Here is a 14,508-nt window from a genome sequence, read left to right as displayed (position 1 = left end):
TTTATAAATGTTTCATGTTCTTAGTTTATCATAAATTGAGCGTGAAGACGGCTTTCATTATTTAACAAAAAAACCCTCTTAGTTAAAAGAGAGCTTTCATGTATTATTATAAATGAGACTAATTTCTAAATCGTTCCAAAACGATTTAACGGCCACAAAACAAACTTAACGTCACCAGATATTTTATCCTTATCAATAAAACCAATCATACGTCCATCCTTTGAATTCCGACGATTATCACCCATCACGAAATATTCACCGTCCGGAACTTTCTTCTTGCCAGCAACTTCACTCAATGTAAAGTCTAGCGTCAAGGGTAACCCATCGGTTACTTCCTCTTTGAATTCATCTAGATAAGGTTCTTTTACTTCTTTACCGTTGATATATAAAACATCATCTTTAGATTCAATCGTGTCACCTGGCAAGCCGATCACTCTCTTGATATAATTCTTTTCGGGTTCGTCTGGCGCAGGAAACGTCACAATATCAAAACGTTTGATTTCTGTATTTTTTAAAGCGATAACTCGTTCACCGTCCGCCAGTGTAGGGTCCATAGAATGTCCTTTGACCACAACAGGTGTAAAAACGAACTGTCGCAATAAAAATAGTAACGTAGCTAAACCAACAAAAAATAATATTGTATGTAATAACTCTTTAGACTTCAAATTTCATTCCTCCAAAAACTTGCTTTTTATAGTTTACCACAGAAAAAGAAATTTCTACAGATTTCTTTTCTATTTATTCAAAATTTTAAATCATCGTTAAAAAATTTATGCATTAGGGTTTTATTAATAAAGAAAAAGTTGAAATTAAGACTAATTTTATGAAGGTTGTTCCAATTTTACTTCTTCTGATTAACACAAACAATACTCATTTATTTTAATGTTCAAAGAATAAAATTGCTCTGCTAAGAATAAAAATTGCCACAACTATACAAAGATACATTTATTACAAACAGACGTTTAAGCTATCGTAGGAATGAGCGTGGGACAAAACTAAAGATCAGTTTTGTCCCACGCTCTTGAATTTCTGCATTTACAGTGATTAGAACAAAGTTAAAAAATAAAATGTCTTCCATGACGTGCACATATTGTCCATTCCCAGCAAATCAACAATTTGAAGCTGCTTTGAGTATCTTGATTCAATTAGTTACAATAGATTATTCTTGTAGGTTATTTTTCTTTATAAGATCTAACTGTATTTGAGATAGATGAGATACTAAAAAGAAGTGAATCTTCGTAAACAGCATCTATATTACTGTCTAATACATCATTAAACATCTCTTCATATTCAGTAATAGATAATACTTTTCGTTCAGCTAATTGTTTTTGATGTAGGTCAGTGAGTAATTGTTTCTCGTAATCTTCAACAAGTACCCCACTAAAAAATTCTGCTACAGTACCTGAACCATAACTAAACAAGCCAATCTGATCTCCAGCTTTCAACTGAGTATTATCTAACAACGAAATTAATCCAAGGTATAAAGACCCCGTATATAAATTCCCCACTTGTCGACTATACATTATACTTGCCTCATATTTCGTTAAAATACGTTCTTGCTCTTCTTCCGATTCATCTTCCAAAGCAACTAATAATGCTTTTTTCCCCATTTTTGTATACGGTATATGAAATGTTAATGCATGAAAATCAGCAATCGATTTGTTGTATCTACGGCAGTATTCCTCCCATACTTTTTGAAAAGCTTGGATGTAAGTTTCATTAGATAATTGCCCATCTACCATTGGATAATCGTGACCCACTGGTCGCCAAAAATCATAGATATCTTGCGTTAGTGCGACACTATCATCGTTTAATAGTATAATACTTGGATCTGCCGATACAAGCATAGCAACAGCTCCTACACCTTGTGTTGGTTCGCCTCCAGAAGCTAAGCCGTATTTTGCAATGTCAGATGCGACAACTAACACCTTGCTTTCAGGATGACTTTTAATATGAGCTACTGCATATTGTAAAGCCGCAGTTCCTGCATAACAAGCTTCTTTTATTTCAAATGCGCGAACAAAAGGTTGAATCCCCAACAAGCGATGTAAAACTACCGAAGAAGCCTTTGATTCATCAATACCAGACTCAGTTCCTACGATTACCATATCTATTTGTTCTTTGTCTTCATTCGTTAAAATATTTTTTGCAGCATTTGTCGCAAATGTGACAATATCTTGCGTCTTTTTATTCACTGCCATTTTATCTTGTCCAATTCCAATATGAAATTTATTTGGATCTATCCCTCTGGCTAAAGCTAAATCTGTCATATCAACATAATAAGGCGGTACAAAAAAACTGATTTTATCTATCCCAACATTCATTTTATATCTCCTTTATCAATATTCTCTTTCAGTACTTAGTATAATTTATCATAACTTCAGTCAAAGTAGGTAGAAAAAAGAATCGTTCAAAATTTGTTAAAGTATTTCAGAAGTTTTTTTATTGCGATTTATAGAGTATTCTTTTTTCACAAAGCATGGTATATTTCATAGTGGAGGTGACGTCGTGGAAATCGTAATAATCGACGCTTTGAGAACGCCCATCGGCAAGTATCGAGGACAATTAAAATCATTATCTGCAGTTGAGCTAGGGACAGCTGTTACAAAAGAGTTACTTACAAGAAATACAACAGTCGTCGAACATATAAAACAAGTTATTTTTGGAAACGTATTACAGGCGGGGAATGGTCAAAATCCCGCACGACAAATTGCTATAAACAGCGGTTTAAACTTTGAGATCCCAGCTTTTACTGTAAATGAAGTCTGCGGATCAGGAATGAAAGCCATTAGCTTAGCACGGCAAGCCATTCAATTAGGTCAGGCTGATGTTATTATAGCTGGTGGAACAGAAAGTATGACAACAGCTCCTGCTATCACTTATAAAGAAAAAGAAACTTATTCAAAACCTGCGCCTACTATGATGGTAGACGGCTTAACAGATGCTTTTAGTGGTAAAGCGATGGGCTTAACAGCTGAAAACATTGCTGAGCAGTTTAACATTACACGAAAAATGCAAGATACCTTTGCAGCGCATTCTCAAACGAAAGCGGCCAAAGCACAAGCAGAAGATAAATTTGCACCCGAAATAGTTCCTTTATCCCTCGATGGTAATATTTTTAAACACGATGAAGGGGTTCGAAACGAGACAACTTTAGAAAAATTAAGTTCATTAAAAACTGTTTTTAAAGAAAATGGCTCTGTTACAGCTGGTAACGCTTCAACGATTAATGATGCGGCTTCTGCAATGATACTGGCTTCAAAATCGTTCGCTGAAAAACATCACATTCCTTATATGGCTGTGATTAAAGATGTTACAGAAATTGGAATTGATCCAAGTATAATGGGTATTTCACCGATCAAAGCTATTCAGATCTTATTACAAAGAAACAACATGGACGTTTGTGATATCGATTTATTTGAAATCAATGAAGCTTTCGCTGCTTCTTCGCTTGTCGTTCAAAATGAATTGAAGATTCCTGAAGAGAAACTGAACATTTGGGGTGGTGCCATTAGCTTAGGTCACCCAATAGGTGCAACTGGTACTCGAATTGTATCGACTTTAGCACACCAATTAGAAGACACAAATAATCGATACGGAGTAGCTTCGCTATGTGTTGGCGGAGGTCTTGGACTTGCCATGCTCATTGAGCGCCCACAAAAAGATACAACAAATAAAAAATTTTATCAACTATCTAAAGAAGAACGTTTAACTTATTTACAAGAGACAGGCAGTCTTTCTATAGAAAACAGACAAGAATTGGAAAATATGTCGTTAAATGAAGATATCGCCAATCATTTAATTGAAAATCAAATCAGTGAAATGGCGTTGCCAATGGGAGTTGTTCCAGATGTTTTAGTAAACAACAAAAGTTATCAAGTTCCTATGGTTACAGAAGAACCGTCTGTCATTGCTGCATGTAGTAATGGAGCTAAAATAATTCGGCATTCTGGCAGCATTCAAAGTAACTTGTCTGAAAGTCTTTTACGAGGTCAAATTGTTTTTATGAACATCATAGATTCCATACCCATAGAAGAAAAAATTAACCAGTTCACAGAAGAAATTTTCTCTCAAGCAGAAAAAAGTTATCCCTCTATCGTAAAACGAGGCGGTGGATTAAAAAAAATCCAAGTACGGCATTTTCCAGAAACTGATAATTATTTATCAGTGGATTTACTAGTTGACACGAAAGAAGCTATGGGAGCTAATATCCTCAATTCTATTTTAGAAGGTGTCGCTGATTTATTCCGTCAGTGGTTTGATGATGAAATATTATTTAGCATCTTAAGTAATTACGCAACGGAATCCTTAGTGACCGCAACTTGTGACGTTTCTTTTGCTCATTTAAGCAAAACAGGTGATTTAAAAACTGGAAAAGTAGTTGCAGAAAAAATTGTAGCTGCTTCACGACTAGCTCAGATAGACCCCTATCGCGCTACAACACACAATAAGGGCATTATGAATGGTATAGAAGCTGTAGTTTTAGCAACTGGTAATGATACTCGTGCTGTAGCAGCTGCCGCTCATGCTCATGCTGCCAAAGGGAGTTATCATGGATTAAGTCAATGGGAACTTGTTGAAACTGGCTTAAAAGGCACGATAGAATTACCTTTGGCTATTGGAATAGTTGGAGGTGCAATTGGTATTTTACCCAAAGCCCAGGCTGCTTTAGAGATTTTAAATGTAGGGAATGCAAAAGAATTAGCAGAAATAATCGCAGCTGTCGGTTTAGCGCAAAATTTGGCTGCTTTACGCGCATTAGTCTCAGAAGGAATTCAGCAAGGTCATATGTCTTTACACGCTCGTTCCTTAGCTATGTCTATCGGTGCAACAGGATCAGAGATTGAAATCATCTCGGATAAACTAAAATCGGGATTGATGAATCAAGAACAAGCTTCCGCTTTTCTATTAGAATTAAGACAAACATAAATACATTGTAGAGTCGCTGATTCTTTTTTTCCAATTAATTTATGCGCGGATAAGAAAGAGAGGGACAGACACTAAGAGGCTATCGCCTTTACGAGTGTCTGTTCCTCTCTTTTTCAAAGTCTTATTTCTATTACAAATCATTTACTGAGTTTATCGAACAAAACGCATATTACTTATTCTTCCATAATTTTGCAATGAAAACTGCACTTTAAATTGATCATTGTCAGCATAATCTATTGTTGATCGAGCAATGGTTGAAGATCTATTTTCTGTGTCTAAAGTTAAGCTAATGTTAGAAATAGGTCGCCAAATATTTGAAGGTGTCGGAGTAGTCGTTTTTCCTCTATTCACCCACCCTTCAATAAAACCGCTATCCATATTAATATTCATAAACCCAATACTTGTATTTCTCACAGAAATAGGTGTACATCTATAGTATTGATTATTAAAATCGAATCCTCCCTGATCAATATCAATTGATCCATATTCACCTAAATCAATATTTCTGACATTAATTCTATTGGGAGAGGTCACAGTCAGCTTACCATTGTTTCCCGCAACACCTGTTCCTTGTACAGAAATATTCTGAATAGACAAGACGCTATACAGTGTCCCCGCCCGCATTTTGCTTCCATCTGATTTGATAACGACATTTGCTCCATCAGATACTGATAATGTTCCTTTTGGGGCATAAACACCATTGGCTGTAGCATTAACATTTAGTTTTGCACTATTATTCGCAATTATAGAATGATCTCCATTGAGAACGATACTTCCATGGTTCATTCCCGTTGATCCATAGGTTCCTATGATTGTTAGCTCGCCTGAATTAACAGTCAAATCACCTTTATTCACTTTTATTGGTCCTGAAGTTGTCTCTGCACCTTGATAGTTGATAGATCCCGCGTCAATCGTAAAATTATCATATTTTGATTGTATTTCTAATTTGTTGTTTCCGAATATCGTTACATTTCCTGGGACTTTTACTAATGGTCTATTGCCAGAATAGGTTACCGAATCAATCTCAATTGTTCCCATTTCATTAAAACTATCTTCTATCAAACTTTTTGTTCCGCTAGTTGTAACACTTATATTTTTCAAAACTATTTTAGTAAAATTACCGTAGTCTGTATTTAATCCGTAGCCATTTGTTATTAATCTTCCAGAACCATTAATTTCTAAATCCCCATCCACATAAACATCGTCCGTGAAAAGAATGGTTCCATTCACTGTGATTACAGATTCACCTGATTCTATTAGTTGTTTAAACTGTTTAAAATTGTTGGCTACAACTCTTGATGATTTGGGGGAATTTGTATTCCCGTTCACTTCGCTTGTCGATTCTGCATTCGCCGTCATTGTATTGTTGAACAATAATACCCCCATTGAAAATAGAGCTACAGTTAGAACACTTTTTTTAACAATCCCTTTAGTATATTTCATTTTATTCTCCTAACGTATTTCATTAATTTACTTTTCCGATTTGATTAAACTTTAAAGAACCACTGAACGGTTTTTCAAAGTCCAAAGATGTTTTATTTACAGGTTCGTAAATAAATGTTACATATTTTGTATTTGAGATATCACCAGTCCAAGTAGCACTCGCTATATCTGGTAAGATACTTTGATTTTCATTTGTTACTCCTTGCGGTACAGGAAGTTGATCTTCTACTTTCATTCCGACGAAGCGATAATACATCGGTTGCTCTAACGCGCTGATCGATACGTCTTTCATCGATAGAGCATTACCTGCAACCTTACTTGGAACAATCACTTCTGTAAAATTGCTCGGTAACCCATACTGCCCTCCAAAAGTAACACCAGTAATATTATAGTTATAGCTGACTATTGGTATAGAAAAAGTATAGCCATTATTTGCAGTGATACGAGCATAACCTGGTGTTGGAATAGGTAAGGTTGGTTTTACCACTATCGGTTTTACACTGTTTTCATCCGTTCGCATAACCTGTCTTAAAAATAGATGCGTATCCTTTTGAGTTTCTTTCAATAAGGTCACTTCAGCATCAGTCAATTTTGTATTTCCCGTTGCGTTTATTCCTTCGTAATCTGTATCAAAATCTATTTGAGCTTCATTTTTTTTGATGACTTGATTTCCATCTTCTGTTTTGAAGGTATAGACAGATTTGACATAAAACTCGACTACAACTTTGTCACCAGGATTTAAAGGATAAGGAAACCCTTTTTGTCCCCCTTGATAAGATGGCCATTCGAATTGATCTAATTTAGCATTAGCTACGCTTGACTTCCAAAAATTGTCAGCTTGTTGTCCGGTAATTGGAAAACCCGACTTTACAACGCCACTTGCATTCATTATCTTGATCGTTGTTCCTGAACTTTTATTATTCGAATCATACGGAATGTATTCAAAAGGCGTATCCGTAATAGTAGATAAATCATCTAAAATATTAAACTGAGTAATTTTTTTGTTATCGGATGCATCATTTTCAAATTCGATTGAAAACTTACTCGTTTTTTGGGATACGTCGTTTGGCGGTGTATCTTCGGTATAAACTAAGTTATCAGGAGCAGCAGTTTTCTTAACATTTGTTTTTGGTTCATTATTCAAATTATTGGTTCCACGTCCGGGTATGATTGTAGGTAAAAGGTTTTGATTAACACTCCCGCCAGCTCCAAATCCTGCAACTCCTGTGGAAGACGTTACTTCAAAGTACACAGTATTATCTGAAGTCTTAAACTCTTGTTGAATATTGATCCTAGCTGGTTTTTCAAACCTTGCAATTACTCCTTTGGAACTTCTATCAATGTTAAGATATTTAATTGTTGGAATGCCACTTGCCGCTCCCAATTGAGGATTTATGCCTGAGCGATTAAAATCAGAATCTAAAGCGTATACTGCTGCTGATAAATCCCCTTCTGTAACTGGAGCAGAGGGATTAGCTTCATTTTGGATTGGCTCCCACGTAACTTCCATATAACGCCACGCACGTCCACCTTTCAAAAGTCCTTCTGACTTAGTAGGAATTACTTTATCCCAAATTGGTCCTACTGGCGATCCATCTGCTGCAGAAAAATAATTATGATACGCATTCGATTGTGGCTCTACATTCGTGATAATGCCCGATTTAAACTGTTCTGGCTTGATCATTGCCATATGACCTGAAAGAGGAGATGGTGCATCAGAATAAATGTACTGATTATAGGCACTTCCTATTGGGCCATTTGAACTTGCTTCCGGATTTTGACCACCATTAAAATCAAGTTCTATAGAAACGGCATTTTCAATGTAGTCTGTTTCATATTTTTTTGCACTAAGGTTGCTATTCCAGCCATTTAATCCCCATGTACTATTGGTATTCGCCCCAGCCACTGAATTAGCATAGCTTTTTTCGATATAAGTTAAAGGATACGCTCCTAGTCCAAAACCGCCACCACCAATAGGACCAAACATACTTTCAACTAATGGATCTGACAATTCGTTCCCTGTCGAAGGTTTAAAGTTAGTGTCATTGTGTAAGGTTGCAGTGAATCCTGGTCCGTCAATACTACTGCGATAATAAAATCCCATAACTTGTTTTTTATTTAAATCTAGTTTCTGTCTATAGAGCGCTCCAGCAGGTCTATAACCTAAATATTTACTTGAAATAGCATCAACTTGATATGGCATCGTCCGATACATTTTGTACTCTGCATTGACATTGAGAAATTTATGGCCGATTCCGGCAATTTGAACGTATTGATATTGCCAATCATTTCCAAGATCTCCCGCCTTACCAGTAAAATAATCAGTTCCATATTTTCCTGAGTAAATACTGTTATAAGGAGGCCATTCTCCTTCAAATCCAGAAGGACTACCTAATGAAACCCCATTATACTTATATAGATCAGGTACATAATCATAGTAATGACCTGCATAAATACTAAAAGGAGTAATTGAAGTAGGATTATCAATGCCTTTCTTTATTTTATCAGGCGAAGTAGTTTTTTTTGCAGATTTTTCTGAATCTTGTGTAGACGCTGAAGTAGAAGAAGATGACATTTTTTTCTTATCTAATTCTTTTTCTGAGGTATTGCTTTTTTGATTCTCTGAAGTTTGTGTCGAACTTTGTTTCACTGTTTCTTCTGAAAAAACAACTGAACTTTTGAAAAAGCAAATAGAAGCTAAAGATAGAGCTAAAATTACCATCAAATAAGCTATTTTTATCTTTTTACTTATGAAAAAGAAGCGTGTAAATAGATTCTTATAAGAATGATGTTTCACGTTTGATTCACCTCCAATTCTTTATTGCTTAATTTGCTAATCCGTCTAATCGACTTTTAACGGTTAGATCTGTCGGTCCATTCCATGCATCAATAAACGCTTTTTGTCCATCTCGTTTGCTATATGCACCAATAGCTTCGATTTTAACATCCATATTCAATTGGTAACCTTTAAAATCAGTCATATTAGTCGGTTTAGTCAGCCCATTGATTAAATTATCCGTAGACTCTCCTTTATTAAGGATCGCTAAATAATAATAATAACCGTCACTGCCAAGATACCATTTCGTTCCTTGACTGTTCAAAGCGATCGTATTCTTCCCTGCAGAGTTGTCAATTGCAACAGGCAAAACCGAAGACTGTTTTAAGAGATCGTTTCTTTCTTGACTTGATGTTTCCGCTTTTTGAAAAGTCGGAATCACCAAAGCTCTAACAAAGACTGCTGTCTCACCAGTATTGGTTGCTTTTGCTTTCTTACTTGCTAACATATTTTCTGTATTACCATTTGGATCAGTTACAAAACCTTGTTCATCAAGTATGACTTGCGTTGTTGGTATCGTTAATATATTTTCTTTTTGATCTTCACTGACTTGCAAAGCATAAGCAATACCTACTGAAAAAAATAGTAATAAAACCATACTGCCAATCACGATAAGAAATTTTTGTCTTTTTTTCCCTCTTTTTCTTTTTTTATTAACAAAACAATTCATTGACCCACCTACTTTAATTTTGTTAATCAGCTTTAGGTGCTCTATCTTATTACCACGAATCATTTTTCGGTATTCCTTCTACTTTAACCGTCAAATCATATAAAGAACCTTTAACATAATTTGGTGTTTCATTGGATAAAGTTAAGCTTCTTAACAATGGTGTTTTTGTCTTTTCTCCTGGCTTGAGTACAGTGGAATAGTAGAAATAACCATTCTTATAATACCAATAGTCTCCTCCACCATTTTGATTTGATTGGACGTAGGGTCCAAAATTAATTTTAATCCATTTTGAGATTTCAGTTTCTCGGTTTGCTCCATTAAATCCAATTTCTGTAGCACCTGTACTTGGAAATCTCTTATGCCCTTCATAAAAATGTTCTTGATTCTTTTCATCTAAAGCTTTATACTTCTGTCCTACAATCCAAGTCTGACTATTCTTTTTTTCTATAGTCGCTGTGCCATTTCCAGCTTCATATAAATCACCATAATTATAACTTTCTTTAGCATATTCAGACCTTGGGTAAACTTCATAAGTCATTTTAAATTGTAACGATACTTCTTTTAACGATACTCTAACTTGAGCATCCGTCTCACCAGTATTGGTTATGTTCACTTCTTTTTTTGTTTCTATGTCTGGTGCCCAATTAGGCTCAAAATTTTCTTCAATTTTTACTTCTAAACGCTTCTCTGTTCCTTCAGATTGGATGTGGTTTTTAGCCCACTCGGCATAACTAGTCCATGCTAAGGTCGCCCCGACAACTAATACTAAGGAAAATAATAGCGAAAAACTACCGAAGAAAAGTTTATTTTGACTTAATCTCAAGCCTATTTTAAAAAAACCTTTTTTTCTATTCTTCAACGTTTCACTCCCTTTCTCTGAATCAAATTCTTACAATGCTTGTAGAATTTCAAAAATCAGATAAGAATCAACCGTATATTCTTTAACGGCGCCTATTCCTATTCCTTTTTATCGTTGCGACAATCACTAAACTAATAAACAACAAGCCTAGGATGAAACCTAAAAGAATATTACTTACATCTTCACCCGTTTGAGGTAATATACCGAAAGGCTTAGATAGCTTGGGATCTTGTTTTAATTTAGTGTCTTCACTTGCATAAAATATCAAATAAAAGTCAGATTGGCTTATTTCACTCCAATCATCGGCACTGTCATTTCTTACAAAGAAATCCGCTTTCAACGTTTCTGTTTGTCCTGGTTTAAAATTACCTAGATCAATGGCTATATTTTTTGCATCCGGTAATCCATTTCCAATTAAATCACCAGAATATAAAGTTTTACCATTCATTGTCATTGTGACAGAAATCGCTCTATTCAAGTCTACTTTACCTTCTTTTAAACTTGAATGTGTCTCATCTCCTTCAGAAAATCTTAAAGACAGGCGATATGTTTGATCTTCAATACCGTAATTACTGATCATAATATTTCTTTCAAATGTTAGTCCAGGCTTAATTTCATTATGTTCGATAAAATATTTTCCCTTTGCAGTCGCATGGAACCCATTTTCATCCGCAATAACTAATCCAGGAGGAAGACTCTCCGCGGCATTTGCGGAAAGTCCGAATCCAGTGAATGTGATTAGTCCTGCGACTAAAATGATAATAGCATGAATTCGCTTCATAATTGTTCCTCCCAGAAATTGTTACTTAATTATTCGGCCATGCCTGATAAAGCTGTAAAGTAAGCTTTTGCTTGAGAAGACATATTACTCCAACCTGATGAACCTGATCCAATTTGAGTGCCATCGAAAGTAATATCTAGGGCAGCTTTACTTGCTGGAATAGAATCTAGACCCACCCATAAATCATAAGAAGACAATTTCCAAGTATTATCTACAGCACCAATATTAATGTTTTCTAGAACTGAAGATTCTGTTTTAGCACCATCTGCAAGAACTTTATCATAATAGAAATAACCATCATTATAGAACCATTTCCCTTGTGGTGAGCCTGGAATAGTTGTTACAACACTTGGCATATCAAATGTGATATCGTTAGTTAAAGCAGATACCATAGCTGAGCTTGGAGCTGGAGTTGTTGTACCGACTGTTCCTGAAAATCCTGGATAATTTGTGCTATTAAGATTTACATTAGGTGTTTTCCAGTCATTTGCTGTATCTGTATAAGTAGATGCATATGTGTAATATTTAACATCACTTAACTCGTAGCTACCTGTTGCGCCTGTTCCATCTTTCAAAGTAGCTTTTGCAGTAACTTTTTGTTCAACAGTTGCACCTGTAGAATCTGCCCATTTTGTTCCATTGATTGTTGGAATTGTATACTCTGGCCCGGATGTTTGGAAAGCTTTTGGTAAAACAACATTGCTATTATTTGGATCATCTGCATAATATATCAATCCGCTTGTTTGGTTTACTAACATTGTGCTATTTCCATTGACGAATAATTTCAAATTAGCTGGTTTAGTAGTAGATGAACCATTTCCAGCAAGAATTGTTACTGGACCCGTAACTTCTGTCCAACCTGATGCATGAGAAGCAGGATTTACAATTACAGGAAAACTAGTTTTAACTGGTGAGTATGGTGTATCCCCAGCAGTGGTATCTCCTGAAGTTAATTTACTCAACATTTCTTCAAATGAAACGCGAACAATAACATCATTTCCTGATGCATTTTGAACATCAACTTTCTTTTTGATTTTTGCATTTGCATCTAGCTCTTGCCCTGGTGGGAAGACCTCGACAATATTTACTGATCCTTTTTCATACCCAGCAGATTGCATGTGATTTCGAACCCACTCAGTGTAGGATGTGAAGGCAAATGTACCTGCAACTACCAACAAAATAGCGGAAGCTGCTGCTAGTGACCCCACTTTCTGTTTTTTACTTTTGTTTTTCCATTTTTTCATTGAAAAAACCTCCTATGTTTTTTATTTATAAATCCTCGAAATTCAAGGAATTTACACTGATTTGGATGATACTGTTGGAAGACTTAAATAGTATTTTATGGTTAAACTAAAGGCGAAAATCGCACAAAGTAAAACAAGAACTATTATTAATTTGTCTCGGATAAATTGAATAATTCTTCCTATATAATCAATATGAAACATTACTTTACCAACATATTGATTTGATCGAATTGGAGAATCGGGATTATTGTTGGCATCACCTTGTGTAGTAAAGAATAGACCTTCTTCTCCATTTAATTCTTTATCTATTTTGATCAACCTATGAGTCAAATATACTTCTTGCTCGCCTTCAAAAGGTTTATAGGTAATAACGTCTTCCACTTTCAATTCTTCTGGTGGAATGCTTTTCAAAAAAATCATCGCTCCTGCTTCAAATCCATCTTTATACTTTGGTCGATCTTTTTTTTGAGCCATTGAATTTGTTTTAACTGTCATAAATCGGTAGCCAAAGAATGATTTACTATCGCTATCATTGAATGCAAACATCACAGCTCCTAATAGCATAACTGCAATAAAACCATAAAAAATGAGGTTCCAACCTTTTTCTAAAACCTGATTTCTTTTATTTCTCTTGATAACTGTTTTCTTTTTCCTTTTTTTCTTGGGTCTATTTCTCTTCATTTCAGGATTTATCGTTTGTTTTTTTTCTTGACTACTTTTGTGTGAGGTTCCTTTTTTTTTCCGATTTTGATTCACACGTTCTTTCTTTGACTTTTTAGTAGAATTGTCTGAATGAGTCATTTTAGGAGATAAATTCCTTTTATGAGGATGTTTTCTTTTTATTTTTTCCTGTTCATCTTTCAATGTTTTTCTCCTATAAATTCAAGTATAGTTAGTAATAATTCGATTTATTTTGTCCTTAAATTAGAAACTATTCGACATATTGATAGCCTATCGAGCGAACTGTTTTAATATATTTCGGTTGCATCGTATCTGTTTCAATTTTTGCCCTTAATTGAAAAACTAAATTGGCAATTTGATATGTAGAATTCTTGTATGGCTTATTCCATACACTTTCATAAATTTCTTTATATGTTACTGTTCTACCAGCATTATCCTTTAATAATTTCATTATTTTATATTCTAATTTGGTCAATATCACTTGCGTGTTTCCCTCAATTATCATTGAGCGATTGCTACTATCTAGTACAGATAATTTTTCTTGTTTTTCACCAAAAAATGCGAAAGCTGAGTCCGCTGGATTCCTATCCATCTTACTTTTTTTGTTTCTTTTCAAAGTATTTAAAATAATCAATCGAATTTCTTCTGTCGAAAGTTGATCGCTAAAATTGCCATCTACCCCTAGTTGTAGATAAACAATAGTTGAAATAGTGTGTTGCTTTGTTGAGATTGTCCAAATAAGACAATTCAACTGATTTTTAATTTTCAAAATTAACTTACAGACCTCAGGAAACTTCTCTGGATCATCATTAAAAATTAAAACACCATCAATCTCTTTTTTTAGAAAATAAGTAGGTGACGTATCCAGTTTAGTAACTTCGCACTCCTTATTCAGAGCCTCTAGATATGAATCTAACTCAAAAGTAGATACGTCTATATAACATATTTTATACATTGTCACACCTCCGTTTATTTACTTTCCAAGATAAATAATAGTAAATTTCTTTGTATCATCAATTTTTCAAGGGTTATTATTAGCAAGTTTATAATTTATCGCTATACTAG

Annotated in this window: 11 protein-coding genes; 1 reads left to right on the top strand and 10 read right to left on the bottom strand. The window is 34.8% G+C overall.

Going from position 1 to position 14,508, the window contains the following annotated elements; all coding sequences use genetic code 11:
• Positions 1-125: 125 nt before the first annotated feature.
• Positions 126-665, bottom strand: a complete 540-nt coding sequence (lepB, locus tag AC4BBR_RS07550; RefSeq protein WP_490461923.1) for a signal peptidase I — start codon at positions 663-665, stop codon at positions 126-128.
• Between the two features lie 507 nt (positions 666-1,172).
• The gene (locus AC4BBR_RS07545) at positions 1,173-2,324 is read right to left on the bottom strand and encodes a hydroxymethylglutaryl-CoA synthase (RefSeq protein ID WP_490461922.1); all 1,152 of its coding nucleotides are present in this window, start codon (positions 2,322-2,324) and stop codon (positions 1,173-1,175) included.
• 184 nt (positions 2,325-2,508) lie between these two features.
• On the opposite strand from AC4BBR_RS07545, the gene AC4BBR_RS07540 reads away from it, so the two are divergent.
• A complete protein-coding gene (locus AC4BBR_RS07540) occupies positions 2,509-4,929 on the top strand; it encodes a hydroxymethylglutaryl-CoA reductase, degradative (RefSeq protein ID WP_490461921.1) in 2,421 nt (806 codons plus the stop codon).
• 150 nt (positions 4,930-5,079) lie between these two features.
• Here AC4BBR_RS07540 and AC4BBR_RS07535 read toward each other — a convergent pair whose 3' ends face one another.
• From AC4BBR_RS07535 to AC4BBR_RS07500, 8 genes are all read right to left on the bottom strand, one after another.
• On the bottom strand, positions 5,080-6,372 hold the full coding sequence (locus tag AC4BBR_RS07535; RefSeq protein ID WP_490461920.1) for a hypothetical protein: 1,293 nt from the start codon (positions 6,370-6,372) through the stop codon (positions 5,080-5,082).
• Between the two features lie 22 nt (positions 6,373-6,394).
• Positions 6,395-9,169, bottom strand: coding sequence for a hypothetical protein (locus tag AC4BBR_RS07530; protein ID WP_490461919.1), 2,775 nt, complete (start codon positions 9,167-9,169; stop codon positions 6,395-6,397).
• A 28-nt stretch (positions 9,170-9,197) separates the two neighbouring features.
• The gene (locus AC4BBR_RS07525; protein ID WP_490461918.1) at positions 9,198-9,878 is read right to left on the bottom strand and encodes a hypothetical protein; all 681 of its coding nucleotides are present in this window, start codon (positions 9,876-9,878) and stop codon (positions 9,198-9,200) included.
• Between the two features lie 49 nt (positions 9,879-9,927).
• Positions 9,928-10,737: a hypothetical protein gene (locus AC4BBR_RS07520; protein ID WP_490461917.1), complete on the bottom strand. Its 810-nt coding sequence runs from the start codon at positions 10,735-10,737 to the stop codon at positions 9,928-9,930.
• 82 nt (positions 10,738-10,819) lie between these two features.
• Complete coding sequence (locus tag AC4BBR_RS07515) at positions 10,820-11,518, bottom strand: LPXTG cell wall anchor domain-containing protein (protein ID WP_490461916.1); 699 nt, start codon at positions 11,516-11,518, stop codon at positions 10,820-10,822.
• 29 nt (positions 11,519-11,547) lie between these two features.
• Complete coding sequence (locus tag AC4BBR_RS07510) at positions 11,548-12,762, bottom strand: hypothetical protein (protein WP_490461915.1); 1,215 nt, start codon at positions 12,760-12,762, stop codon at positions 11,548-11,550.
• Positions 12,763-12,813: 51 nt separating this feature from the next.
• Positions 12,814-13,626, bottom strand: a complete 813-nt coding sequence (locus tag AC4BBR_RS07505; RefSeq protein ID WP_490461914.1) for a signal peptidase I — start codon at positions 13,624-13,626, stop codon at positions 12,814-12,816.
• Between the two features lie 67 nt (positions 13,627-13,693).
• Positions 13,694-14,398 (bottom strand): DNA-binding response regulator, encoded by a 705-nt coding sequence (locus AC4BBR_RS07500; RefSeq protein WP_490461913.1) that lies wholly within the window; start codon positions 14,396-14,398, stop codon positions 13,694-13,696.
• Between the last annotated feature and the right edge of the window lie 110 nt (positions 14,399-14,508).

The organism is Enterococcus sp. AMC1251 (assembly GCF_058216535.1).
The sequence above is the reverse complement of the archived record's forward strand: the minus strand, read 5'-3'. Positions and strand labels throughout refer to the sequence as shown.